Annotated in this window: 22 protein-coding genes and 2 tRNA genes; 19 read left to right on the top strand and 5 right to left on the bottom strand. The window is 60.6% G+C overall.

Going from position 1 to position 24,184, the window contains the following annotated elements; genetic code table 11:
- The first annotated feature begins 2 nt into the window (after nucleotides 1-2).
- Together greA and ACF8O8_RS22855 are read left to right on the top strand one after the other, a co-directional pair.
- Nucleotides 3-479: a transcription elongation factor GreA gene (greA, locus tag ACF8O8_RS22860; RefSeq protein ID WP_024717413.1), complete on the top strand. Its 477-nt coding sequence runs from the start codon at nucleotides 3-5 to the stop codon at nucleotides 477-479.
- On the top strand, nucleotides 457-906 hold the full coding sequence (locus ACF8O8_RS22855) for a hypothetical protein (RefSeq protein WP_012053750.1): 450 nt from the start codon (nucleotides 457-459) through the stop codon (nucleotides 904-906). Before greA ends, ACF8O8_RS22855 begins: the two co-directional genes overlap by 23 nt.
- Before the next feature lie 12 nt (nucleotides 907-918).
- Here ACF8O8_RS22855 and yhbY read toward each other — a convergent pair whose 3' ends face one another.
- Entirely contained in the window at nucleotides 919-1,227 is a 309-nt protein-coding gene (yhbY, locus tag ACF8O8_RS22850; protein WP_003249945.1) for a ribosome assembly RNA-binding protein YhbY, read from the bottom strand.
- 102 nt (nucleotides 1,228-1,329) lie between these two features.
- On the opposite strand from yhbY, the gene rlmE reads away from it, so the two are divergent.
- The 16 genes from rlmE to ACF8O8_RS22770 all read left to right on the top strand — a co-directional run bounded on the left by rlmE (nucleotide 1,330) and on the right by ACF8O8_RS22770 (nucleotide 17,309).
- Nucleotides 1,330-1,953 carry a 23S rRNA (uridine(2552)-2'-O)-methyltransferase RlmE gene (rlmE, locus tag ACF8O8_RS22845; protein ID WP_003249947.1) on the top strand — a complete coding sequence of 208 codons (624 nt, stop codon included), beginning with the start codon at nucleotides 1,330-1,332 and terminating at the stop codon, nucleotides 1,951-1,953.
- Nucleotides 1,954-2,159: 206 nt separating this feature from the next.
- Entirely contained in the window at nucleotides 2,160-4,064 is a 1,905-nt protein-coding gene (gene ftsH / locus ACF8O8_RS22840) for an ATP-dependent zinc metalloprotease FtsH (RefSeq protein ID WP_012053749.1), read from the top strand.
- A gap of 8 nt (nucleotides 4,065-4,072) precedes the next feature.
- The gene (folP, locus tag ACF8O8_RS22835) at nucleotides 4,073-4,924 is read left to right on the top strand and encodes a dihydropteroate synthase (RefSeq protein ID WP_010955359.1); all 852 of its coding nucleotides are present in this window, start codon (nucleotides 4,073-4,075) and stop codon (nucleotides 4,922-4,924) included.
- A gap of 16 nt (nucleotides 4,925-4,940) precedes the next feature.
- On the top strand, nucleotides 4,941-6,281 hold the full coding sequence (gene glmM / locus ACF8O8_RS22830; protein ID WP_010955358.1) for a phosphoglucosamine mutase: 1,341 nt from the start codon (nucleotides 4,941-4,943) through the stop codon (nucleotides 6,279-6,281).
- Between the two features lie 65 nt (nucleotides 6,282-6,346).
- Nucleotides 6,347-7,102 carry a triose-phosphate isomerase gene (gene tpiA, locus ACF8O8_RS22825; protein ID WP_003249956.1) on the top strand — a complete coding sequence of 252 codons (756 nt, stop codon included), beginning with the start codon at nucleotides 6,347-6,349 and terminating at the stop codon, nucleotides 7,100-7,102.
- Between the two features lie 4 nt (nucleotides 7,103-7,106).
- On the top strand, nucleotides 7,107-7,505 hold the full coding sequence (gene secG / locus ACF8O8_RS22820; RefSeq protein ID WP_020193781.1) for a preprotein translocase subunit SecG: 399 nt from the start codon (nucleotides 7,107-7,109) through the stop codon (nucleotides 7,503-7,505).
- Between the two features lie 21 nt (nucleotides 7,506-7,526).
- A tRNA-Leu gene (locus ACF8O8_RS22815) sits at nucleotides 7,527-7,612 on the top strand.
- Nucleotides 7,613-7,712: 100 nt separating this feature from the next.
- A tRNA-Met gene (locus tag ACF8O8_RS22810) sits at nucleotides 7,713-7,789 on the top strand.
- Nucleotides 7,790-7,918: 129 nt separating this feature from the next.
- Entirely contained in the window at nucleotides 7,919-8,377 is a 459-nt protein-coding gene (gene rimP, locus ACF8O8_RS22805) for a ribosome maturation factor RimP (protein WP_003249960.1), read from the top strand.
- 59 nt (nucleotides 8,378-8,436) lie between these two features.
- Entirely contained in the window at nucleotides 8,437-9,918 is a 1,482-nt protein-coding gene (gene nusA / locus ACF8O8_RS22800) for a transcription termination factor NusA (RefSeq protein ID WP_003249963.1), read from the top strand.
- A 27-nt stretch (nucleotides 9,919-9,945) separates the two neighbouring features.
- Nucleotides 9,946-12,486: a translation initiation factor IF-2 gene (gene infB, locus ACF8O8_RS22795; protein ID WP_392510530.1), complete on the top strand. Its 2,541-nt coding sequence runs from the start codon at nucleotides 9,946-9,948 to the stop codon at nucleotides 12,484-12,486.
- A gap of 116 nt (nucleotides 12,487-12,602) precedes the next feature.
- Nucleotides 12,603-13,001, top strand: a complete 399-nt coding sequence (gene rbfA / locus ACF8O8_RS22790) for a 30S ribosome-binding factor RbfA (RefSeq protein ID WP_003249967.1) — start codon at nucleotides 12,603-12,605, stop codon at nucleotides 12,999-13,001.
- Nucleotides 13,002-13,004: 3 nt separating this feature from the next.
- Nucleotides 13,005-13,922, top strand: coding sequence for a tRNA pseudouridine(55) synthase TruB (truB, locus tag ACF8O8_RS22785; protein ID WP_049586945.1), 918 nt, complete (start codon nucleotides 13,005-13,007; stop codon nucleotides 13,920-13,922).
- Between the two features lie 147 nt (nucleotides 13,923-14,069).
- Nucleotides 14,070-14,339: a 30S ribosomal protein S15 gene (rpsO, locus tag ACF8O8_RS22780; RefSeq protein WP_003249971.1), complete on the top strand. Its 270-nt coding sequence runs from the start codon at nucleotides 14,070-14,072 to the stop codon at nucleotides 14,337-14,339.
- A 250-nt stretch (nucleotides 14,340-14,589) separates the two neighbouring features.
- On the top strand, nucleotides 14,590-16,695 hold the full coding sequence (pnp, locus tag ACF8O8_RS22775) for a polyribonucleotide nucleotidyltransferase (RefSeq protein ID WP_392510529.1): 2,106 nt from the start codon (nucleotides 14,590-14,592) through the stop codon (nucleotides 16,693-16,695).
- Between the two features lie 263 nt (nucleotides 16,696-16,958).
- Entirely contained in the window at nucleotides 16,959-17,309 is a 351-nt protein-coding gene (locus tag ACF8O8_RS22770; protein ID WP_003249976.1) for a BON domain-containing protein, read from the top strand.
- 75 nt (nucleotides 17,310-17,384) lie between these two features.
- Here ACF8O8_RS22770 and ACF8O8_RS22765 read toward each other — a convergent pair whose 3' ends face one another.
- Nucleotides 17,385-17,687: a putative quinol monooxygenase gene (locus ACF8O8_RS22765; RefSeq protein ID WP_350298563.1), complete on the bottom strand. Its 303-nt coding sequence runs from the start codon at nucleotides 17,685-17,687 to the stop codon at nucleotides 17,385-17,387.
- A gap of 60 nt (nucleotides 17,688-17,747) precedes the next feature.
- Between ACF8O8_RS22765 and ACF8O8_RS22760 the strand changes: the two genes are divergently transcribed.
- On the top strand, nucleotides 17,748-18,161 hold the full coding sequence (locus ACF8O8_RS22760) for a VOC family protein (protein ID WP_010955354.1): 414 nt from the start codon (nucleotides 17,748-17,750) through the stop codon (nucleotides 18,159-18,161).
- An 81-nt stretch (nucleotides 18,162-18,242) separates the two neighbouring features.
- Here ACF8O8_RS22760 and ACF8O8_RS22755 read toward each other — a convergent pair whose 3' ends face one another.
- The 3 genes from ACF8O8_RS22755 to acs form a co-directional block, all read right to left on the bottom strand.
- Nucleotides 18,243-21,179: a DUF748 domain-containing protein gene (locus ACF8O8_RS22755; protein ID WP_392510528.1), complete on the bottom strand. Its 2,937-nt coding sequence runs from the start codon at nucleotides 21,177-21,179 to the stop codon at nucleotides 18,243-18,245.
- A 78-nt stretch (nucleotides 21,180-21,257) separates the two neighbouring features.
- Complete coding sequence (locus tag ACF8O8_RS22750; RefSeq protein ID WP_392510527.1) at nucleotides 21,258-22,127, bottom strand: oxygenase MpaB family protein; 870 nt, start codon at nucleotides 22,125-22,127, stop codon at nucleotides 21,258-21,260.
- Between the two features lie 42 nt (nucleotides 22,128-22,169).
- The gene (gene acs, locus ACF8O8_RS22745; RefSeq protein WP_392510526.1) at nucleotides 22,170-24,104 is read right to left on the bottom strand and encodes an acetate--CoA ligase; all 1,935 of its coding nucleotides are present in this window, start codon (nucleotides 24,102-24,104) and stop codon (nucleotides 22,170-22,172) included.
- Nucleotides 24,105-24,184: the final 80 nt, after the last annotated feature.

Genomic DNA, 24,184 nt, shown 5'->3' with positions numbered 1-24,184 from the left:
GCATTACCAAATACCCGATGACCGTCCAGGGCGCTCGCGCCCTGGAAGAAGAGCACCTGTTCCTGAGCAAGACCGAGCGCCCGCGCCTGAGTCAGGCCATTGGTGAAGCGCGTGAGCTGGGTGACCTCAAGGAAAACGCCGAATACCATGCCGCCCGTGAGGAGCAGGGCATGGTCGAAGCGCGTATCCGTGATATCGAAGGCCGTCTGCAGAATTCGGTGGTCATCGATGTGACCACCATCCCTCACACCGGCAAGGTGATTTTCGGTACCACCGTGGTACTGGCCAACACCGAAACCGATGAAGAGGTGACCTACCAGATCGTTGGCGAGGATGAAGCTGACGTGAAGCAGGGCAAGCTGTCGAGCGGCGCACCCATTGCCCGTGCCATCATCGGCAAGGAAGAAGGTGATACTGTCGTCGTCAAGACGCCTAGTGGCACGGTCGAGTACGAGATTGTCGAAGTCAAGCACATCTGACCGACGCCTGCGGGCGCCATCCCTCGAGGGGATCCTCTGGCAACTGGCCCAGGTTTTCTGGGTCGGTGGCCTGTGGGTGTTCCATGTAGGGCTGGTGCCTGCGCTCAAGGTCAGTGGCCTGGCCCCGCTGCTGGTACAGGATATCGCCGGGCAGATCGACCGCTGGTTGATCGGCGTGGCGTTGCTTGGCTTGTTGACCCAGCTGGCAGTGCTGGCGAGGGTGGACGGCCTGGCGGCCTGGTGGCGGCAGTTCCGCGGCCAGATGCTGTTGCTCGGCTTCGGGGCCTGCGTGGGGTATTACACCTTGCGCTACGGTATTTCCGTGGGCGAGCGCTGGCAGATGTTCTGCTTCCTGGTGCTGGGCTTTTCCGGCATCGTGCTGGTGGCCCAGCCGGTACCGGTCAGGGCGCGTTCACCGCGCCACTGATCGGAGCTACCGTTACTTGTAACGGTGGATGTTGGACAGCTGCTTGTTCGGCTGTGGGTTCTTGCGGTAGATCAGGGCTTTCTTGCCGATGGTCTGCACCAGCTCGGCACGGCCGGCCTTGCACAGCTCGGCGATGGTCTCGGCGCGTTCTTCGCGGTCTTCCGAGCGAATCTCGACCTTGATCAGCTCATGGTCGACCAGAGCGCGCTCCAGTTCGGCGATCACGCCTTCATTCAAACCGTTGCCAGCAACGATCAGGACCGGCTTCAGGTCATGACCAATGGACTTGTATTGCTTCTTCTGCTCGTTATTGAGCGGCATAATCTGACCCTTTCCGTCTGATTCTGTAAAATTGACCGGCATTTTACCCGAGGGCCACCGGCTCCGCCCAGTCAATCACGACGCATATCATCGAGGTGCCCCGTGGTACAACGTTCCAAAAGCAGCGCAAACTGGCTGCGAGAGCATTTCAACGACCCTTTTGTGAAGCAGGCGCAGAAGGATGGATATCGCTCGCGTGCGAGCTACAAACTGCTGGAGATCCAGGAGAAGGACCGCCTTATCCGCCCAGGCATGAGCGTGATCGACCTCGGCGCGGCCCCTGGTGGCTGGTCCCAGGTGACCAGTCGTCTGATTGGTGGCCAGGGTCGCCTGATCGCTTCCGACATTCTGGAAATGGACTCGATCGCCGACGTGACCTTCATTCAGGGTGACTTCACCCACGACGAAGTGCTGCAGCGCATTCTCGAAGCGGTGGGCGATTCGCATGTAGACCTTGTGATTTCCGACATGGCCCCCAATATGAGTGGTACGCCCGCGGTGGACATTCCGCGTGCCATGTTCCTCTGCGAGCTGGCCCTCGATCTGGCGACCCGCGTACTCAAGCCCGGGGGCGACTTCCTGATCAAGATTTTCCAGGGCGAAGGTTTTGACGTGTACCTGAAGGACGTGCGCAGCAAGTTCGACAAGGTGCAAATGCGCAAGCCGTCGTCGTCACGGGACCGTTCCCGGGAGCAATACCTGTTGGGCAGGGGCTTCAAAGGGTAATGAAAGGTGTGAAGCGGGGTGGTCGATAGTTAATTCCAATCGGCCACTGCGTCAGGATCGTCCGAACTTCGTGTAGTCTAGCTTTCACAAAGGGTTACAGACGGTGCCTGCGGCTGCGTAGGTAATGTAGTAAGTTAGGGCGATGAATATCATGCGAGGCACGGCTGCGTCGTGCGCCGGCCTCAGAGGGTAGCTAATTGAACGACATGGCAAAGAATCTGATCCTGTGGTTGATCATCGCAGCTGTCCTGGTGACAGTGATGAACAACTTCTCCAGCCCTAACGAGCCGCAGACCCTCAACTACTCCGACTTCATCCAGCAGGTCAAGGATGGCAAGGTCGAGCGTGTGACCGTCGATGGCTACATCATTACTGGCAAGCGCACCGATGGCGACAACTTCAAGACTGTGCGCCCGGCCATCACCGACAATGGCCTGATCGGCGATCTGGTCGACAACCACGTGGTCGTCGAAGGCAAGCAGCCTGAGCAACAGAGCATCTGGACGCAGTTGCTGGTGGCGAGCTTCCCGATCCTGGTGATCATTGCCGTGTTCATGTTCTTCATGCGCCAGATGCAAGGTGGCGCGGGCGGCAAGGGCGGGCCGATGAGCTTCGGCAAGAGCAAGGCGCGCCTGCTGTCCGAAGACCAGGTCAAGACCACGCTGGCTGACGTTGCGGGCTGCGACGAGGCCAAGGAAGAGGTTGGCGAGCTGGTCGAGTTCCTGCGCGATCCGGGCAAGTTCCAGCGCCTGGGTGGCCGTATCCCGCGCGGTGTGCTGATGGTCGGCCCACCCGGTACCGGTAAGACCCTGCTGGCCAAGGCCATCGCGGGCGAAGCGAAAGTACCGTTCTTCACCATTTCCGGTTCGGACTTCGTGGAAATGTTCGTGGGTGTCGGTGCCAGCCGTGTGCGCGACATGTTCGAGCAGGCCAAGAAGCACGCCCCGTGCATCATCTTCATCGACGAAATCGACGCCGTTGGTCGCCATCGTGGCGCCGGCATGGGCGGCGGTCACGACGAGCGTGAGCAAACCCTCAACCAGTTGCTGGTGGAGATGGACGGCTTCGAGATGAATGATGGCATCATCGTCATCGCCGCCACCAACCGTCCGGATGTGCTCGACCCTGCGCTGCTGCGCCCCGGCCGCTTCGACCGCCAGGTGGTGGTTGGCCTGCCGGACATCCGTGGTCGCGAGCAGATCCTCAAGGTGCACATGCGCAAGGTGCCGATTGGCGAGAACGTCAACCCGGCGGTCATCGCGCGTGGTACCCCAGGCTTCTCCGGCGCCGACCTGGCCAACCTGGTCAACGAGGCTTCGCTGTTTGCCGCGCGTTCCAACAAGCGCCTGGTCGAAATGAAAGAGTTCGAGCTGGCCAAGGACAAGATCATGATGGGCGCCGAGCGCAAGACCATGGTCATGTCCGAAAAGGAAAAGAGAAACACTGCCTATCACGAGGCTGGCCACGCCATTGTCGGTCGCCTGGTGCCTGAGCACGACCCGGTCTACAAGGTTTCGATCATCCCGCGTGGTCGTGCCTTGGGTGTGACCATGTTCCTGCCGGAAGAAGACCGCTACAGCCTCTCCAAGCGTGCGCTGATCAGCCAGATCTGCTCGCTGTATGGCGGCCGTATCGCCGAGGAGATGACCTTGGGCTTCGATGGCGTGACCACTGGCGCGTCCAACGACATCATGCGCGCCAGCCAGCTCGCTCGTAACATGGTGACCAAATGGGGCCTGTCCGAGAAGCTCGGCCCGCTGATGTATGCAGAGGAAGAGGGCGAGGTGTTCCTCGGCCGCAGTGCCGGTAGCCAGCATGCCAGCGTGTCCGGCGAGACTGCCAAATTGATCGACTCCGAGGTGCGCAGCATCATCGATCAGTGCTACGCCACTGCCAAGCAGTTGCTGATCGACAACCGCGACAAGCTCGAGGCGATGACCGAAGCGCTGATGAAGTACGAGACCATCGATGCCGATCAGATTGACGACATCATGGCTGGGCGCACACCACGTGAGCCACGTGATTGGGACGATGACAAGCACTCGGGCACGCCTGCGGCCCAGGATGAGCGTCCGGAATCGCCAATCGGCGGCCCAGCGGCTGAACACTAAGGGCATCTATGAGCTCAGTGCAGTACCCTACCCGGTTGCCTTGCGGCAGCCGGGTTCTTGATTTGTCGCATACCCATGTCATGGGTATTCTCAATATCACCCCCGATTCCTTCTCCGATGGCGGTCGCTTCAGTCAGCGCGACGAGGCCCTGCGCCACGCCGAAGCGATGGTTGCCGCCGGCGCAACGTTGATCGATATCGGTGGCGAGTCCACGCGCCCGGGTGCGCGTGCAGTCTCGGTGACCGAGGAGCTGGAGCGTGTGGCGCCAATGGTCGAGGCCATCAACAGTCGCCTCGACGTGGTCATTTCGGTCGATACCTCCACGCCTGCTGTCATGCGTGAAGCCGCGCGCCTGGGGGCCGGGCTGATCAACGACGTGCGGGCCCTGGAGCGCGATGGCGCCCTGGACGCTGCGGCGGATACCGGTCTGCCGGTGTGCCTCATGCACATGCGTGGCGAGCCAGGCAACATGCAGGACGATCCGCAGTACCAGGACGTGACCGCCGACGTCACCCGTTATCTTGAACAGCGGATGGCCGCCTGCGCCGCAGCGGGCATTGATGCTGACAGAATCATCCTTGACCCGGGCTTCGGTTTCGCCAAGACACTGGCGCACAATCTGAGCCTGTTCAAGCACATGGAAGCGCTCTATCGCCTTGGGCGCCCACTGCTGGTGGGCGTTTCACGAAAGAGCATGATCGGCCTGACGCTGGAACGTCCGGTCGGCGAGCGCTTGTACGGCAGCCTTGCGCTGGCGGCGTTGGCCATGACCAAAGGGGCGAGCATCCTTCGGGTACATGACGTGGCCGAAACCGTTGATGTGGTACGCATGATCGCTGCGGTGCAAAACGCCGAATAAGAACATTGGAGTCCCTATGAGCAGAAAATACTTTGGTACCGACGGCATTCGTGGCCGCGTCGGCGAATACCCGATCACGCCTGACTTCATGCTGAAGCTTGGCTGGGCGGCCGGCATGGCCTTCCGCAAGCAAGGCCATTGCCGCGTGCTGGTGGGCAAGGACACGCGTATCTCCGGCTACATGTTCGAGTCCGCACTCGAAGCCGGCCTGTCCGCGGCAGGTGCCGATGTGATGCTGCTCGGGCCGATGCCGACACCGGCCATCGCTTACCTCACGCGTACCTTCCACGCCGAAGCCGGCATCGTCATCAGTGCCTCGCACAACCCGCACGATGACAACGGCATCAAGTTCTTCTCGGGCCAGGGCACCAAGCTGCCGGACGAGGTCGAGCTGATGATCGAAGAGCTGCTCGACCAACCGATGACCGTTGTCGAGTCGGGCAAGCTGGGCAAGGTTTCGCGTATCAACGATGCCGCCGGCCGCTACATCGAATTCTGCAAGAGCAGTGTGCCGAGCAGCACCAGCTTCGAAGGCCTCAAGCTGGTGGTCGACTGCGCCCATGGTGCTACCTACAAGGTTGCGCCCAGCGTATTCCGTGAGCTGGGTGCCGACGTGACCGTGCTGCATGCGCAACCGGACGGCCTGAACATCAACGAAGGTTGCGGCTCGACACACATCGAATCGCTGCAGGCCGCTGTACTGGTCGGGCATGCCGATCTCGGCATTGCCTTTGACGGTGACGGCGATCGCGTGCTGATGGTCGACCACACGGGCGCCATCGTCGACGGTGACGAGCTGCTGTTCATCATTGCTCGCGACCTGCAGGAACATGGCAAGCTGCAAGGCGGGGTGGTCGGTACGCTGATGAGTAACCTGGGCCTGGAGCTGGCGCTCAAGGACCTGGACATCCCGTTTGTGCGGGCTAAGGTCGGCGACCGTTACGTCATGGCCGAGCTGTTGGAGCGTGAATGGCTGGTCGGCGGTGAAAACTCCGGTCACGTCGTGTGCTGCAACCACACCACAACGGGCGACGCGATCATTGCCGCGCTGCAGGTGCTGATGGCGCTCAAGCGCCGGGGCGAAACCCTGGCCCAGGCCCGTCAGGCCCTGCGCAAGTGCCCGCAGGTGCTGATCAATGTGCGCTTTGGCGCCAGCAAGGTCGACCCGCTGGAGCACCCCGCCGTCAAGGAAGCCAGTGCCAAGGTTACCGAAGCGCTGGCGGGGCGGGGTCGTGTGCTGTTGCGCAAGTCCGGTACCGAGCCGTTGGTGCGGGTCATGGTTGAGGGCGAGGACGAAAGCCAGGTGCGGGCCCATGCTGAAGCGCTGGCCAAACTGGTCGGCGAAGTTTGTGTCTGAAGGCGCTTGCCAGCGCAGATCTGGTTGGGTAAGATCTGCGCCCACTTTGACCGACGAGGTAAAGCATGCGTCGCCCTATGGTAGCTGGTAACTGGAAAATGCACGGTACCCGCGCTAGCGTCGCTGAGCTGACCAAAGGCTTGAGTAATCTCGCCTTGCCGAGCGGAGTGGAAGTCGCCGTATTTCCACCGGCCTTGTTCATCAATCAGGTGATTGATGGCCTGGCAGGTAAAGAAATTACTGTCGGCGCACAGAATTCTGCTGTACAACCCGAACAGGGTGCGCTGACCGGGGAAGTTGCTCCCGAGCAGCTGGTTGAAGCAGGTTGCAAGTTGGTGTTGATTGGCCATTCGGAGCGTCGCCAGATTATTGGTGAAACCGACGAAGTGCTCAATCGCAAGTTTGCAGCGGCCCAGGCCAAAGGCTTGAAGCCAGTGCTTTGCATAGGGGAAACCCTTGAGGAGCGCGAGGCAGGCAAAACGCTCGAAGTTGTCGGGCGTCAACTAAGCAGTATCATCGAAGCATTCGGTGTTAAGGCTTTTGCCGATGCAGTAATTGCCTATGAGCCTGTATGGGCCATCGGTACGGGCCTTACGGCCACGCCACAGCAGGCCCAGGATGTGCACGCCGCCATCCGCGGCCAGTTGGCGGCAGAAGATGCTGAAGTGGCTGCGAAGGTGCAGTTGCTATACGGCGGCAGCGTGAAGGCGGCCAATGCGGCCGAACTGTTCGGCATGCCGGATATCGATGGGGGTCTCATTGGTGGGGCTTCCCTGAACGCAGACGAATTCGGTGCAATTTGTCGCGCCGCAGGAAACTGAACAAATGCTGGAAACAGTCATCGTTGTTTTTCATCTGTTGGCAGCGCTGTCGCTTGTAGTGCTGGTTCTGTTGCAACAGGGTAAAGGTGCTGAAGCAGGTGCATCTTTCGGCGCGGGGGCCTCAAACACCGTGTTCGGGAGCCAAGGCTCTGCAACGTTCCTAAGTAAATTAACTGCTATACTCGCTGCCACTTTCTTTTTGACAGCACTTGGGTTAGGATACTTCGCGAAGCAACAAGCTCACCAGCTTAGCCAAGCAGGTCTTCCAGATCCAGCAGTGCTAGAAGTGAAAGAGCCGCAAAAACCGGCAGTTAATGATGATGTACCGGTGCTCCAGCAGCAGAAGAGCGAAACCACCAATAATACGGGTGATGTACCTCCTCCGGCTCAAGAGCAGAAGTAACGGGTTTCAAGTAGTAGTATTGCCGAGGTGGTGGAATTGGTAGACACGCAACCTTGAGGTGGTTGTGCCCATAGGGTGTAGGGGTTCGAGTCCCCTTCTCGGTACCAATTAAAGCTTGAGAGCCCGCTTTAGCGGGCTTTCTTGTAGGTGAATGTTTGGATTTGACCCTCAACAGGGTTCGGTCTTATACTTTTGCCCCAGCTTTGTCGCGGGGTGGAGCAGCTTGGTAGCTCGTCGGGCTCATAACCCGAAGGTCGTTGGTTCAAATCCAGCCCCCGCAACCAGCTTCAGCGGAGCCCCTTTTCAGGGGCTTTTTGCTAACCGAACAGTTTCGGCGTCGTTGTCCTACGGCGCTTTCAGGGATGGGCGCTTCGCCCATTTTTTATTTGCACAGCATGCACGAGGGGGTTCAGGTGTCGAGCAAGCTAGAACAGTTGCAGGCCTTGTTGGCCCCGGTTGTCGAGGGTCTGGGCTATCAGTGCTGGGGGATCGAATACGTTTCCCAGGGTAAGCATTCGGTACTGCGCATCTACATCGACAAGGAAGGCGGTATTCTGGTGGACGACTGCGAAGCAGTCAGCCGTCAGGCCAGCGCAATCCTCGATGTGGAAGATCCAATCAGCAGTGAGTACACCCTCGAGGTGTCTTCTCCAGGCATGGATCGCCCACTGTTCACGCTGGAACAGTTTGCCTCGCATGCCGGCGAACAAGTGAAGATCAAGCTGCGCTCACCCTTCGAGGGTCGTCGTAACTTCCAGGGCCTTCTCCGCGGTGTGGAGGAGCAGGATGTGGTGGTCCAGGTGGACAACCAGGAGTTCCTGTTACCGATCGACTCGATCGACAAGGCCAATATTATTCCCAGTTTTGACTGAGACGTGCCGGGCCCGGCGGACTATCCGGGCCCAATGGCTTGCGCAAGGCGAGGCGTACGATGAGCAAAGAAGTACTGCTGGTTGTTGAATCGGTATCCAACGAAAAAGGTGTACCGCCCGGCGTCATTTTCGAAGCGCTGGAAGTGGCCCTGGCCACTGCAACCAAAAAACGTTTTGAAGACGAAGTCGACCTACGTGTGGAAATCAACCGCCACACCGGTAGCTACGAGACTTTCCGTCGCTGGACCGTGGTCGACGAAGCCGATCTTGATGATCCGGCGATAGAGACCTGGCTGGACAAGATCAAGGACACCCACCCTGAAGCCAAGGTCGGTGACGTGATCGAAGAGAAGATCGAGTCCATCGAGTTCGGTCGTATTGCCGCCCAGACCGCCAAGCAGGTCATCGTGCAGAAGGTCCGTGAGGCCGAGCGTGCCCAGGTGGTCGATGCCTACCGTGAGCGCGTTGGCGAGATCATCTCCGGTACCGTAAAAAAGGTTACCCGCGACAACGTCATCGTTGACCTGGGCAACAATGCCGAGGCCTTGCTGGCTCGCGAAGACATCATTCCGCGCGAAACCTTCCGTGTTGGCGTGCGCCTGCGTGCGCTGCTCAAGGAAATTCGCACCGAAAACCGTGGCCCACAGCTGATCCTGTCGCGCACCGCGCCGCAGATGCTGATCGAGCTTTTCCGCATTGAAGTGCCGGAAATTGCCGAGGGCCTCATCGAAGTCATGGCTGCTTCCCGTGATCCGGGTTCGCGAGCCAAGATTGCCGTCCGCTCCAAGGACAAGCGTATCGATCCGCAAGGTGCCTGTATCGGCATGCGTGGTTCGCGCGTCCAGGCCGTATCCGGGGAGCTGGGTGGTGAGCGTGTGGATATCGTCCTGTGGGACGATAACCCGGCGCAGTTCGTCATCAACGCCATGTCGCCGGCTGAAGTCGCGGCGATCATCGTTGATGAAGATGCCCATGCCATGGACATCGCCGTCGCCGAGGACAACCTGGCCCAGGCCATTGGCCGTGGCGGTCAGAACGTTCGCCTGGCCAGTCAGTTGACCGGCTGGACCCTGAACGTGATGACCGAGAAGGACATCCAGGCCAAGCAACAGGCCGAAACCGGTGACATCCTGCGCAATTTCATCGAGGAACTGGAAGTCGACGAGGAGCTGGCCCAAGTGCTGGTCGACGAAGGCTTCACCAGCCTTGAAGAAATTGCCTACGTACCGTTGGAAGAAATGCTCAACATCGATGGCTTTGACGAAGACATCGTCAATGAGCTCCGCGCTCGAGCCAAGGACCGTTTGTTGACCAAGGCCATCGCTACCGAAGAAAAACTGGCAGACGCCCACCCGGCCGAAGACCTGCTCTCCCTTGAGGGCATGGACAAAGACCTGGCGGCTGAACTGGCGGTGCGCGGCGTGGTTAACCGCGAAGACCTGGCCGAGCAGTCGATCGACGATCTGCTCGACATCGACGGCATCGACGAAGAGCGTGCCGGCAAGTTGATCATGGCCGCCCGAGCCCACTGGTTCGAGTAATTAGGCGCGGCCTGAGGAGAGAAGTGCATGACGCAAGTCACGGTGAAAGAACTGGCCCAAGAGGTCGAGGCACCGGTAGAGCGCCTGCTGCAGCAGATGCGTGAGGCAGGTCTGCCGCACACCGACGCCGGTCAGGTAGTGACCGACAATGAGAAGCAGACCTTGCTGACTCATTTGAAAAGCAGCCACAAGAGCAAGGCGGAAGAGCCGCGCAAGATTACCTTGCAGCGCAAAACCACCAGCACCCTGCGTGTCGCCGGTAGCAAGAGCATCAGCGTAGAAGTACGCAAGAAGAAAGTTTTCGTTCAGCGCAGCCCTGAAGAAATCCAGGCTGAGCAGAAGCGTGAGCTGGATGAGCGCCGCGCGGCTGAAAATGCCGCTCGCGACAAGGTCGAGGCCGAAGTTCGCCAGCGCAACGAAGAGCAGGCTCGCCGTCAGGCCGCCGGCGCCGCAGCCGCCGCCCCTGCGCCTGCTGCCAAGCCAGAGCCGGCTCCTGCCGCTGCTCCGGTCGCTGCTCCGGCCCCGGTAGTCGCAGACGCCCCGGCCTCTGAAGACGCCGCAGCCCGTGCTGCCGAGCGCAAGAAAGACGAGACCCGTCGCAACGAAAGCCGTACCCGTGATGACGACCGTCGTCGTGGCGAAGCGCCTCGTGTGTCGATCAAGGTCAAGGTCAAGGAGAAGGAAAAGGCGCCGACTCCGCGTGCTGCTCCGCGCACTACCGACGAAGAGAGCGATGGCGCTCGTCGTGGTCGTGGTGGCAAGAGCAAGCTGAAAAAGCGTAATCAGCACGGCTTCCAGAACCCGACTGGCCCCGTCATCCGTGACGTGACCATCGGCGAGACCATCACGGTCTCCGAGCTGGCCAACCAGATGTCCGTCAAGGGCGCTGAAGTGGTCAAGTTCATGTTCAAGATGGGGACCCCGGTTACCATCAACCAGGTGCTCGACCAGGAAACCGCTCAGCTGATCGCCGAAGAGCTGGGCCACAAGGTCACGCTGGTCAGCGATACCGCCCTGGAAGACTCCCTGGCCGAATCGCTGAAGTTCGAAGGCCAGACCGAGTCGCGTGCGCCGGTGGTTACCGTCATGGGTCACGTTGACCATGGTAAGACCTCGCTGCTCGACTACATCCGTCGTGCCAAGGTTGCCGCTGGCGAAGCCGGTGGTATCACCCAGCACATCGGTGCCTACCACGTGGAAACCGACCGCGGCATGGTCACCTTCCTCGATACCCCAGGTCACGCTGCGTTTACCCAGATGCGTGCCCGTGGTGCCAAGGCGACCGACATTGTCATCCTGGTGGTGGCGGCGGACGACGGTGTGATGCCACAAACCCGCGAAGCCGTTCAGCATGCCAAGGCAGCCGGTGTTCCGCTGGTCGTTGCGGTGAACAAGATCGACAAGCCAGGTGCTGACCTCGATCGCATCCGTAACGAGCTGTCCGTAGAAGGCGTTACCTCTGAGGACTGGGGTGGTGACACGCCGTTCGTCAAGGTTTCGGCGAAGATGGGTACCGGTGTCGACGAGCTGCTCGAAGCCGTTCTGCTGCAGGCCGAGATCCTCGAACTGACCGCTACCCCAACCGCGCCAGGTCGTGGTGTGGTCGTCGAATCGCGCCTGGACAAGGGCCGTGGCCCGGTCGCGACCATCCTGGTTCAGGACGGTACCCTGCGTCAGGGCGACATGGTCCTGTGCGGTTCCAACTATGGCCGCGTTCGCGCCATGCTCGACGAGAACGGCAAGCCTGTGAAGGAAGCTGGCCCGTCGATCCCGGTCGAAATCCTCGGCCTGGACGGTACTCCGGAAGCCGGTGACGAGCTGTCCGTGGTTGCCGACGAGAAGAAAGCCCGTGAAGTTGCCCTGTTCCGTCAAGGCAAGTATCGCGAGGTCAAGCTGGCCCGTGCTCACGCCGGCAAGCTGGAAAACATCTTCGAGACCATGGGTCAGGAAGAGAAGAAAACCCTCAACATCGTTCTCAAGACCGATGTGCGTGGTTCTCTGGAAGCGCTGCAGGGTTCGCTCGGCGGCCTGGGCAACGACGAAGTGCAAGTGCGCGTGATTGGTGGTGGCGTTGGTGGTATCACCGAGAGCGATGCCAACCTGGCGCTGGCTTCGAATGCAGTACTGTTCGGCTTCAACGTGCGTGCCGATGCCGGTGCGCGCAAGATCGTCGAGCAGGAAGGTCTGGATATGCGTTATTACAACGTGATCTACGACATCATCGAAGACGTCAAGAAGGCCCTGACCGGCATGCTCGGCAGCGATGTTCGCGAGAACATCCTGGGTGTCGCCGAAGTACGTGACGTGTTCCGTTCGCCGAAGTTCGGCGCCATCGCTGGCTGTATGGTCATCGAGGGTACCGTGTACCGCAACCGTCCGATTCGCGTACTGCGTGATGACGTTGTGATCTTCGAAGGCGAGCTGGAATCGCTGCGTCGCTTCAAGGACGATGCTTCCGAAGTCCGTTCGGGCATGGAGTGCGGTATTGGCGTCAAGAGCTACAACGACGTCAAGGTCGGCGACAAGATCGAAGTCTTCGAGAAAGTCCAGGTGGCTCGTACCCTTTAAGGGCGAGCGAGCCGCAAGCGCCTGCTACAGGGCGGCTTGCGGTACCTCTTCAGGTAGCGCCCGGTCAGGCATTCGTCTGTCCGGGCGTTTGCCGCTTTAAGTTACAGGTAGCAAGAATGGCCAAAGAATATAGCCGTACCCAACGTATTGGCGATCAGATGCAGCGCGAGCTGGCCGAGCTGATCCGTCGCGAAGTCAAGGACCCGCGTGTCGGTCTGGTGACTATCACCGCCGTGGACGTGAGCCGTGACCTGGGCCATGCCAAGGTGTTCATCACCGTCATGGGCGAGGAAACCCCGGATGCCGTGCAGCAGTCGCTCAAGGCATTGAATAGCGCCGCCAGCTTCCTGCGTCTGCACCTGGGGCGTTCGATGCAACTGCGCAGCGTGCCGCAGCTGCATTTCCATTTCGATGAAAGTGTCAGCCGTGGTGTGCACCTGTCGGCGCTGATCGAGCGTGCAGTGGCCGAAGACCGCCTGCACAAGGATGCCGACGAGTCGGACACCAAGGAGTAAGCGGTGGCCCAGGTCAAACGTATCCGCCGCAATGTCAGCGGCATCATCCTGCTCGACAAGCCGCTGGGCTTCACGTCCAATGCCGCCTTGCAGAAAGTGCGTTGGCTGCTGAATGCGGAAAAGGCCGGCCATACCGGTAGCCTCGACCCGCTGGCGACCGGCGTGTTGCCGCTGTGCTTCGGTGAAGCGACCAAGTTTTCGCAGTACTTGCTGGATTCCGACAAGGGCTACGAAACCGTCATGCAGATGGGGCAGACTACCAACACCGGCGATGCCGAGGGTGAGGTGCTGCAGACCCGCGACGTGACCGTTGGTCGCGCCGACATCGAAGCAGTGCTGCCACGTTTTCGCGGCCCGATCAGCCAGATACCGCCTATGTACTCGGCGCTCAAGCGTGACGGCCAGCCGTTGTACAAGCTGGCACGTGCAGGAGAGGTAGTGGAGCGCGAGGCGCGTTCTGTTACTATTAACCGCTTGGAGTTGCTCGAGTGCGAAGGCACCCGTGCACGGCTGAGCGTAGGATGCAGCAAAGGCACCTATATCCGCACGCTGGTGGAGGATATCGGTGAAGCCCTTGGTTGCGGGGCCTATGTCGCCGAGCTGCGCAGGACCCAGGCAGGGCCCTTTGCGCTGGCACAGACGGTCACCCTCGAGGAACTCGAACAGGCCCATGCCGAAGGTGGTAACGAAGCGCTCGACCGCTTCCTGATGCCATCGGACAGCGGGCTGCAGGACTGGCCGTTGGTCAGCCTGTCGGAACACAGTGCGTTCTACTGGCTGCATGGCCAGGCGGTACGCGCGCCGGACGCGCCACAATTTGGCATGGTTCGGGTGCAGGATCACAATGCACGCTTCATCGGTATCGGTGAAGTGAGCGAAGACGGGCGCATTGCGCCGCGTCGGCTGATTCGGTCGGAATGACCGAAACCGCGGGGTCAGGCAGTTGCCGAGCCCCACGGCATCAAGGGTGGCTGTCAGTAGGCACGGTCACACCTTTTTTATTAATACAGGGATTTGTCCCTGGCCTATTGGACCCCGCATGCGGGATCCGTTATCAGGAGAAGCCACATGGCCCTCAGCGTTGAAGAAAAAGCTCAGATCGTTGCCGAATATCAGCAAGCCGCCGGCGATACCGGTAGCCCGGAAGTGCAGGTTGCTCTGCTGACCGCCAACATCAACAAGCTGCAAGGCCACTTCAAGGCCAACGACAAAGACCACCACTCCCGTCGTGGTCTGATCCGTATGGTCAACCAGCGTCGTAAGCTGCTGGATTACCTGAAGGGCAAAGACACCACTCGTTACAGCGCCCTGATCGGTCGCCTGGGCCTGCGTCGCTAATAGCGGCCTGGTCAGTGGTGTGCGTGGGGTGTCGCAGGCTTCGGCAGGGCTGTTTCGCAGCGCTGCCGTTGGGCACTTCACGCGTATCTCCGAGGTTGGCAGCCTGGCAATGCTGAGCGGTTTTTCCGCTTGGTGCCAGGCTCCCAGCCTCGTGTTGTATCTGGACGGTCAATGGGGCCGATTCCCCGTTCTGCCCAAGAATTCGCAAGAAACCAGTTCCCCCAAGAGCCACTGAAAAAGGTAGGAAACCGTGAACCCGGTAATCAAGACTTTCCAGTTCGGTCAATCGACCGTCACTCTCGAAACGGGCCGTATTGCCCGTCAGGCAACCGGCGCCGTGCTGGTTACCGTCGACAACGACGTCACCGTGCTGGTGACTGTGGTAGGCGCCAAACAGGCTGATCCAGGCAAGGGTTTCTTCCCGCTGTCGGTTCACTACCAGGAAAAGACCTACGCCGCTGGCAAGATCCCAGGTGGCTTCTTCAAGCGTGAAGGCCGTCCTTCCGAGAAAGAGACGCTGACCTCGCGCCTGATCGACCGTCCGATCCGTCCGCTGTTCCCGGAAGGCTTCATGAACGAAGTGCAGGTCGTCTGCACCGTGGTTTCCACCAGCAAGAAGACCGACCCGGACATCGCTGCGATGATCGGTACCTCGGCTGCCCTGGCCATTTCCGGCATTCCGTTCGAAGGCCCGATCGGCGCTGCCCGCGTTGCCTTCCACGAAAGCACTGGCTACCTGCTGAACCCGACCTATGAGCAACTGGCTGCCTCGAGCCTGGACATGGTCGTTGCCGGTACCTCCGACGCTGTACTGATGGTTGAATCGGAAGCTCAAGAGCTGACCGAAGACCAGATGCTGGGTGCCGTACTGTTCGCCCACGACGAATTCCAGGCTGTTATCCAGGCTGTCAAAGAGCTGGCTGCCGAAGCTGGCAAGCCGACTTGGGACTGGAAACCTGCCGTTGCCAACACCGAGCTGTTCAATGCTATCCGCGCCGAGTTCGGCGAAGCGGTTTCGCAGGGTTACACCATCACCGTCAAAGCCGACCGCTACGCGCGTCTGGGTGAGCTGCGTGACCAGGCGGTTGCCAAGTTCTCCGGTGAAGAAGGCCAGCCTTCGGCTTCCGAAGTAAAAGAGATCTTCGGCGAAATCGAATACCGCACCGTTCGCGAAAACATCGTCAACGGCAAGCCACGTATCGACGGCCGCGACACCAAGACTGTACGCCCGCTGAACATCGAAGTGGGTGTGCTGCCAAAAACTCACGGTTCGGCACTGTTCACCCGTGGCGAAACCCAGGCCCTGGTCGTTGCGACCCTGGGTACTGCCCGTGATGCCCAGCTGCTGGACACCCTCGAAGGCGAGAAGAAAGACCCCTTCATGCTGCACTACAACTTCCCACCGTTCTCGGTAGGTGAGTGTGGCCGCATGGGCGGTGCTGGCCGTCGCGAAATCGGCCACGGCCGTCTGGCCCGCCGTTCGGTTCAGGCCATGCTGCCTGCTGCTGACGTGTTCCCGTACACCATCCGCGTGGTTTCGGAAATCACCGAATCCAACGGTTCCAGCTCCATGGCTTCGGTCTGCGGTGCTTCCCTGGCCCTGATGGACGCCGGTGTGCCGATGAAGGCGCCGGTTGCCGGTATCGCCATGGGCCTGGTCAAGGAAGGCGACAAGTTCGCAGTCCTGACTGACATCCTGGGTGACGAAGACCACCTGGGCGACATGGACTTCAAGGTAGCCGGTACCGCCAAAGGCGTCACCGCGCTGCAGATGGACATCAAGATCAACGGCATCACCGAAGAGATCATGGAAATCGCCCTGGGCCAAGCCCTGGAAGCGCGCCTGAACATCCTCGGCCAGATGAACCAGGTTATTGGCCAGTCGCGTACCGAACTGTCGGCCAACGCCCCGACCATGATCGCGATGAAGATCGACACCGACAAGATCCGTGACGTCATCGGTAAAGGCGGCGCCACCATTCGCGCCATCTGCGAAGAGACCAAGGCTTCGATCGACATCGAAGACGACGGCTCGATCAAGATCTTCGGCGAAACCAAGGAAGCGGCAGATGCTGCCAAGCAGCGCATCCTGGGCATCACCGCTGAGGCCGAGATCGGCAAGATCTACGTCGGCAAGGTTGAGCGCATTGTCGACTTCGGCGCCTTCGTCAACATCCTGCCTGGCAAGGACGGTTTGGTGCACATCTCCATGCTGAGCGATGCTCGCGTCGAGAAAGTCACCGACATCCTCAAGGAAGGCCAGGAAGTTGAAGTGCTTGTACTGGACGTGGACAACCGCGGCCGTATCAAGCTGTCGATCAAAGACGTCCCTGCGGCCAAGGCCTCGGGCGTGTAAGCGAACGTCACGCAATAGAGAAAGGGCCCTTCGCAGGGCCCTTTTTTCATGGGGACGGGAACCTTTTGCGGACTTGCATCTTGCATGCAGGTTTACCGCGCTGATTGCAAAATGCACGACCACCGAAGTGATAGATATTTGCTAACTTATTGATTTAAAAGGAAATAACAGAAGCAGCAAAGCTGGCACAGCCCGTGCAACTACCTTCATACCTGACGCCAGGACATACGGCGCAGACCTTTCGAAAAACAGGAGTGACCCACATGAAGAAGTTCGCCATTGCTGCCGCTACTGCTACCGCTCTGACCCTGACCATGGCTAACGGTGCATTCGCCGCTGAGCCAACCCAGGCTCCAGTCATGTTGGCGGCCAACACCGTCGACAACGCCAAGCAAGAAGGCTCCGACACTTGGATCACTACCAAGGTCAAAGCTGATCTGCTGACTGAAAAAGGCATCCCAGGCAGCGACATCAAAGTCGAGACCAGCCAAGGCGTTGTTTCGCTGTCTTCTGATGTGAAGGTTACCGAATCGCAGAAAGCAGAAGCGGTGCGCATTACCAAGAACATCAAAGGCGTCAAGAGCGTAATGTCTGACGGCCTGAAAGCCGAATAAGGAATGTCCCGTCGGCCAAATGGATTTGGCCACTTTCATCGAAGCCCTGGCCCGTGCCAGGGCTTTTTCTTGCGCTCAATACACCGGGTTGCGCGCGATCACATCGCTTTCGAAGCATTCCTGCTCAAGGATCAGAGGCTCCACCAATGGACGGCTGTCGCGAAAATGCGCGGTCTGGGTATGCGCGTCATACGCCGCATCATCGCGGTAGATTTCGTACAGGTAGATCACCTCCGGGTCGACCCGGTCCTGCGACACATCGAACACCAGGCAGCCTGGCTCACTCGCCACGGAAGCTGCAGCATTGACCTTGATTGCACTCAGGAAAGCGTCGGCGCATCCAGGCTTCACTCGGGTCTTTATGAACAGGCTATACACAAATCTCTCCTTTTGTTTTAAATTCAATAATGAATTGTATACAAAAATGGAGCTTCGCCAATGTCCGAATTGCCTGCACGCCCTGGCCGCCTGAATGGCTTGCGCCACATCGCCCTGCTGGTGCCTAACCTGGAAGAGTGTGAACGCTTCTACGTCGATGTGCTGGGCATGGAAGTGCTGAATCGCGCCAATGAGGACCTGGTGTACCTCACTTGCGGTAACGACAACCTGTCATTGGGGCGTGGGGCAGGGGCGGCCAACGGGTTGCAGACCCTGGATCACTACGGGTTCATTGTCGACAGCGTGGAGGAGTTGGAAGCCTGGTACCAGTACTTCAAGGCTCATGGCGTGACCTTGCTCGACCGGCCGTTCAACCATGGTGACGGCGCACGCAGCTTCCACCTGCTGGACCCGGCCGGGAACAAGGTTCAACCGCTGTATCACCCGGCGGTGTCGGGGCAGCGGTTGGTTTGAAGCCCGTGCTGGCCTCTTCGCGGGCACGCCCGCTCCCACAGGTAGTGCGCAGGCCTGTGGGGGCGGGCCTGCCAGAGGGGATTACTCGGCATCCAGGTGCATCGGTGTCACCACCCGGCCATCGCTTTGAGGCTGCCCCAGGCTGGTATCGATGAAGTACACCCGGTCGTCTTCCAGCTTGCCCTTGTCGACCAGATAGTCCTTGATGCTGCTGGCCCGCTCCTGCCCCAAGGTACGCAGCAAGGCGGTACTCTCGGCCCACGACTTGATCACGGCCTCGCGCAGCTTGGCGGCGCGCTCGTCACGGCCCAACTGCTCCCATTCGGCAGGCGGCTGCTGCTTCAGGCGGGTACGGTAGATGCCTTCGAGCATCGCCGGTTTGTCACTGTCGTCAACCACCAGCATCGAGGCATTGGCCGGCACCTTGTCACCCCGTCGCTGCAGGATCTTGTACCAGGTGGCCTGGTACTCACGCTCAAGGCGCTGTTGGGCAATCAGCGGGCCATCGCTGGCCTGGGCGCTGGTGCCTTCGATTTCCAGGCGCAGTTCCGGGCGCTCTTTCAGCGCGGATGCCAGCTTGTCCAGGGACGACTGGGCCTCGCTGCTGAGTTCGCTGGAGCCGGGGGCGAACGCCACGTTGCCAAGGTCTTCCGAGCTGCCGCCGCTGATCAGCCCGCCAATGAATTTGAATGGCGCCTGCGCCGCGCGCAGCACCAGGTTGCGCAGGGTTTGCCAAACAATCGGCATGACGCTGAATTGCGGGTTGTTGAGGTCGCCAGACACCGGCAGTTCGATCGAGATCTTGCCCTCGGTATCCTTCAGCAATGCCACCGCCAGGCGGATCGGCAGGTCGACCGCATCCGGGCTGTCGACTTTCTCGCCCAGCTGCAGTTGTTCCACTACTACCTTGTTCTCGGCCTTGAGTTGGCCGTTGGTGATCAGATAGTGCAGGTCCAGGTTCAGCCGGCCCTTGCGGATGCGGAAGCCGGCGAACTTGCCGGAGTAGGGCGTCAGCGTGGTCAGTTCGACGCGCTTGAAGCTGGTGGCAATGTCCAGGCTGGCCAGTGGGTTGAACGGGTTGAGTGCGCCCTTGATGGTCACCGGTGCGTAGCGGTCTACCTTGCCCTTGACGTCGACCTTGGCCGGCTGTGGCTTGCGGTTGTCGATGGTGCCGATCTGGCCGTTGAGTTGCTGGATAGCCGTGGCGAAGTTGGGGGTAAGCGACAGGTCGGCAAAGTTGGCCGAGCCGTCGTTGATGTCAATCTGCCCGATATGGATGCCAAGCGGCTTGTTGTTGCTGGCCGTGGTCGGCTTGGGCTGGCTGCTCGCCGGGGCGTCGGCCGGTTGCGGGATCAGCAGGTCATTGACATTGGTGGTGCGGTCTTCGTTGATGATGAAGCGTGCATAGGGCTGCAGCAGGGTCACCTTGTCGATCGACAGAGCATCGCCGTGCACGTAGGACAAGCCGTCGACGTTCACCTGCTGCCATTTGACGAAGTCGCGGCTCTTGATGGTGTCGAGGGTGTGCAACTGGCTGACCTGCGCCTTGCCGGTCACATTGAAGGCCAGCGGCGCGGTGTTCTTCAGGTCGACCTTGAGGTCGCTGGAGAGCATGCCGCTGCGCAGCTCCAGCAGGATGAACGGGCTGATGTAGGCCTGGGCCACACGCAGGTCGATGTCGCGGGTGCTCACATCCAGCTTTGCCCATATCGGTGCCAGGTTGACCTGGCCTGCGGCCTGCAGCTTGCCTTGCTTGCCCACACCGGTATCGAGTTTGAGGGTGAAGGGCGACTGGTTGAGGCTGTCGAAACCTTGCAGGTCGGCGTTGAGGGGGCCAATGTCCAAGGCTACCGGTTCCTTCTGGCTGCGATCTGCCAGATGCACCAGGTAGTTGCGCAACTGCACGTCCTTGAGCAGCACTTGCCAGGGTTTGCTTGGCTCCTTGGCAGCTTTCTCTTCAGGCGTAGGTTCTGCGGCAGCCGGCTCGGCCTTTTCCTTCGGCGTGGCCTTGGTGGGTTGGCTGGCAAACAGCTTCTGCCAGTCGAGCTGGCCATCTTTTTCCAGCGCCGCCCAGGTTTCGAGCTTTTCGCTGCGAACCTTGCCCACGGTGACCTGCTGCTTGACCAGATCGATGGAGGTTTCGCTAACCTCCAGGCTGGCCAGGCGTGCCAACGGTCGGCCATCCGGCGCCTTGATGGCGAATGGCGCGATGCGCACGGAGACGTTATCCAGCAGCAGCTCGGTCTGTTTGGCGAGGTTGAGCTTGTAGTGCGTATCGAGGCTTACCACGCCGTCTTCCAGCACCAGTGGCACGGCATCGCGCACGTAGGGCCAGAACAGCTTCATCTTGCCGTCAGTGACCTTCAGTGTGCCTTCGGAGGCGATCGGCGACAGGCTCAGGGTGCCCTTCCAGTCGATGCGTCCGCCATTGGGGCCGCTGGCCACCAAGGTCATGTCGGCGTTGTCGTTGGGCAGGGTGCTGAGGTTTTTCAGCTCCAGATTCATGTTGTCGTAGAGGAACTCGATCGGCTCGCTGGGCCGCAGGTCCTCGAAGTGCAGGTAGCCGTCGACGAGCTTGATGCTGCCAATACGCAGCGGGAACGGGTCACTGGGCGGCTCTTCGGGTTTGGCTTCGCTGGCCGGTAGTTTGAACAACCCGGTCAGGTTGAGGGTACCGTCCTTGGCGAACAGCACTTCGTTGCGCGGTTTGTCGAGTTCCACCGCTTCCAGATGCAGGGCTTTGGTCCACAGGCTGTCGAGTGAGGCGTTAGCGTAAAGACGCTCGAAGCCGACCTGCTCCTTGCCCGGCTCGCCGATCTGCAGGCCCCACAGCGTCAGCTCGAGGCTGAAGGGGTTGAGTTCGATCCGTTCGAGGTGAGCCGGCACGGTGGCGTATTGGGCCAACTGCTGGTTGGCAATGCGCAGTGCGACACCAGGAAGAATGAGAAAGCCAAGCAGGCTATACAGGGCTACCAAGGCCACGATTGCGCCAGCGGCGCGAGTCAATCCTTTGTACATGTGTCGCTTCGTCAGTCTAAGCAGGAGTGCTTGGAGTATGGCACGTTAAATCAGTTCCGCAGGGGCCACCCTTTGCGCTCAATCAATGCCCATGCGCCGTTTGGCTCGGTGTGCCGAACCGTCGCGCATTGCCCAGCGCAACACCGGCGCGGTGCGTCGCAGGCCCAGACGGATCAGGCGCTGCTGCAGGGGCCCGTGCTGCAGGCCGAGCAGGGCCTGGGCCCAGCCGGGCAGCAAGTCGATACCCGCGTGCAGCATCAGTTTGCCAACCGGCTGTGCCAGGCGGCTGGGGGCAGGGGCGTCGAGCAGGATTCGTATCACCTCATGGCTGCGCGCATCACAATGCAGCTGCGGGCGTATGTGTTGCAGATAGTCTTCAACTTGCTGGCACGAGCGCGGCACGTCACGGGCGCCAAGGCGCTCGGCGATCAGGGCGATTTCGTTGTAATAGGCATCCTGCTCGGCGCGTGGCAGGCGTGGGTTGCGGTAACGCAGGTGGGCAGCGAGGAAACGGCTGACCTCCGCTACATGCACCCAGGTCAACAGATCCGGGTCGCTGGCCGCATAAGGGCGGCCATCTGGTGCCGTGCCGGTGACCTGCAGGTGAATGGTGCGCACTTTGTCGATCAGCCACTCGGCATCGCCAGTGGCGCCGAAGGTGGTGCCGGAAATGAACTGGCTGGTGCGGCGCAAGCGGCCGAGCAGGTCTTCACGAAAGTTGGAGTGGTCCCACACACCGGCCAGGGCCAGGGGATGCAACAACTGCAGCATCAGCGCGCTGATGCCACCGACCAGCATGCTCGGGAAGTCGCCATGTACCCGCCAGCTGATACTGTGCGGGCCGAACAGGCCGGGGTCGCCTTTGGGCGATTGCAGGTCGAGCTGGCCGAGGGCCAGCCCGGTGAGGCTCATGACCTGGGTTTCGATGCGGCGACGAAGGGCTTCCATGGCGACCTGCTGTGCAGGGCGGCCATGATGGGTGGCCGCCGGTTACTGGTTGAGGCGTTTGTCGATCAGGCCCTGTACCACGCTTGGGTCGGCCAGGGTCGAGGTATCGCCCAGGTTTTCCAGCTCATTGCAGGCGATTTTGCGCAGTATACGCCGCATGATCTTGCCTGAGCGCGTCTTGGGTAGCGCTGGCGCCCACTGAATCAGCTCAGGCTTGGCGAAGCTGCCGATTTCCTTGCTGACCAGGGCCAGCAGCTCGGCCTTGAGCGTGTCATCTGGTGTCACGCCATTCATGGTCGTGACGAAGGCGTAGACGCCTTGGCCCTTGAGGTCGTGGGGGTAGCCGACCACCGCGGCTTCGGCCACGCTGTCATGCAGCACCAGTGCACTTTCCACTTCAGCGGTGCCGATGCGGTGCCCGGACACGTTGATCACATCGTCGATGCGCCCGGTAATCCAGTAGTCGCCATCGGCATCGCGACGGGCACCGTCGCCAGTGAAGTAGTAGCCGGGCAAGGGCTTGAAGTAGGTGTCGACCATCCGCTGGTGGTCGCCGTAGACACTGCGGATCTGCCCGGGCCAGCTGGCTTTGATCGCCAGCACGCCGGCGCCGGGGCCTTCGATCAGTTTGCCTTTTTCGTCCAGGAGCACCGGTTGCACGCCGAACATCGGCTGGGTGGCGCAGCCGGGTTTGAGTGACTGTGTGCCGGGCAGTGGGGTGAGCATGATGCCGCCGGTTTCGGTCTGCCACCAGGTATCCACAATCGGGCAGCGCTTTTGCCCGACCTCCTCGAAGTACCATTCCCAGGCTTCCGGGTTGATCGGCTCGCCGACGCTGCCCAGCAGACGCAGGCTTTTGCGTGAGGTGCTCTGCAGTGGCGCGGAGCCCTCACGCATCAGTGCGCGCAGGGCGGTCGGGGCGGTATAGAAGATGTTCACCTGGTGCTTGTCCACCACCTGCCAGAAGCGCGAGGTATCCGGGTAGTTGGGCACGCCTTCGAACATCAGCGAGATTGCGCCATTGGCCAGCGGGCCATAGACGATGTAGCTGTGGCCGGTCACCCAGCCGACATCGGCGGTGCACCAGAACACCTCGCCGTCACGATAATCGAACACCACCTTGAAGGTCATCGTTGCCTGCAGCAGGTAGCCGCCGGTGGTATGCAGCACCCCTTTGGGTTTGCCGGTGCTGCCGGAGGTGTAGAGGATGAACAGCGGGTCTTCGGCCTCCATCGGTTCTGGGGGGCAGTCGTCGCCGGCATCCTTCGTCGCTTCGTGATACCAGAGGTCGCGGCCCTCGGTCCAGGCAACATCGCCGCCAGTGCGGCGCACCACCAACACGCTACTGACCGCTGGGCAGCTGGCCAGGGCCTTGTCGACGTTCTGTTTCAGCGGGATGCGTTTGCCGCCACGCACGCCTTCATCGGCGGTGATCACGGTGCGGCAGTCGGCATCGAGAATGCGGTCTCGCAAGGCATCGGGGGAGAAACCGCCGAACACCACCGAGTGGATGGCGCCGATGCGAGTGCAGGCGAGCATGGCGAAGGCGGCCTCGGGAATCATTGGCATGTAGATGCACACCCGGTCGCCTTTCTTCACACCGCGCGCTTTCATTGCATTGGCCAGGCGGCAGACCTGACGGTGCAGTTCGCGGTAGGTGATGGCCTTGGAGTCCTTGGGATCGTCGCCTTCCCACAGCAGGGCCGTTTGCTCGCCGCGCTGGGCCAGGTGACGGTCGATGCAGTTGTAGCTGACGTTGAGTTGCGCACCGTCGAACCAGCGGGCCTTGCCGGTATGCAGGTCGCATTGCTGCACGCTTGACCACGGTTTGATCCAGTCCAGGCGTTTGGCCTGTTCGGCCCAGAAGGTGTCTGGGTCTTCGACCGACTGGCGGTAGAGGCGGCGGTAGTCTTCGGGGGGGAGGGCGGCGGACTGGCTGACGGCCAGTGCCTGGGGGTATTTGCGGATATCGAACATGGCGGGTGGTCCTGCTCTTGTAAGGGGCGATGGACTGCAACGGCTATTCGATAAGACAGTGTAGCTGGGAGCGGTGTTCA

The organism is Pseudomonas sp. TYF_14 (genome assembly GCF_043105275.1).
Classification (GTDB): Bacteria; Pseudomonadota; Gammaproteobacteria; order Pseudomonadales; family Pseudomonadaceae; genus Aquipseudomonas; species Aquipseudomonas alloputida.
Note: the sequence above shows the minus strand (reverse complement) of the source record. Positions and strands in the feature narration are given on the sequence as shown.

Bases quoted from the DNA above. Each gene is read 5' to 3' on its own strand.
- yhbY (WP_003249945.1), bottom strand. From the start codon at position 1,227: ATGCCGCTCAATAACGAGCAGAAGAAGCAATACAAGTCCATTGGTCAT.
- ftsH (WP_012053749.1), top strand. From the start codon at position 2,160: ATGGCAAAGAATCTGATCCTGTGGTTGATCATCGCAGCTGTCCTGGTG.
- rbfA (WP_003249967.1), top strand. From the start codon at position 12,603: ATGGCCAAAGAATATAGCCGTACCCAACGTATTGGCGATCAGATGCAG.
- nusA (WP_003249963.1), top strand. From the start codon at position 8,437: ATGAGCAAAGAAGTACTGCTGGTTGTTGAATCGGTATCCAACGAAAAA.
- ACF8O8_RS22770 (WP_003249976.1), top strand. From the start codon at position 16,959: ATGAAGAAGTTCGCCATTGCTGCCGCTACTGCTACCGCTCTGACCCTG.
- tpiA (WP_003249956.1), top strand. From the start codon at position 6,347: ATGCGTCGCCCTATGGTAGCTGGTAACTGGAAAATGCACGGTACCCGC.
- acs (WP_392510526.1), bottom strand. From the start codon at position 24,104: ATGTTCGATATCCGCAAATACCCCCAGGCACTGGCCGTCAGCCAGTCC.
- ACF8O8_RS22755 (WP_392510528.1), bottom strand. From the start codon at position 21,179: ATGTACAAAGGATTGACTCGCGCCGCTGGCGCAATCGTGGCCTTGGTA.
- secG (WP_020193781.1), top strand. From the start codon at position 7,107: ATGCTGGAAACAGTCATCGTTGTTTTTCATCTGTTGGCAGCGCTGTCG.
- glmM (WP_010955358.1), top strand. From the start codon at position 4,941: ATGAGCAGAAAATACTTTGGTACCGACGGCATTCGTGGCCGCGTCGGC.
- infB (WP_392510530.1), top strand. From the start codon at position 9,946: ATGACGCAAGTCACGGTGAAAGAACTGGCCCAAGAGGTCGAGGCACCG.
- folP (WP_010955359.1), top strand. From the start codon at position 4,073: ATGAGCTCAGTGCAGTACCCTACCCGGTTGCCTTGCGGCAGCCGGGTT.
- ACF8O8_RS22760 (WP_010955354.1), top strand. From the start codon at position 17,748: ATGTCCGAATTGCCTGCACGCCCTGGCCGCCTGAATGGCTTGCGCCAC.
- ACF8O8_RS22750 (WP_392510527.1), bottom strand. From the start codon at position 22,127: ATGGAAGCCCTTCGTCGCCGCATCGAAACCCAGGTCATGAGCCTCACC.
- rpsO (WP_003249971.1), top strand. From the start codon at position 14,070: ATGGCCCTCAGCGTTGAAGAAAAAGCTCAGATCGTTGCCGAATATCAG.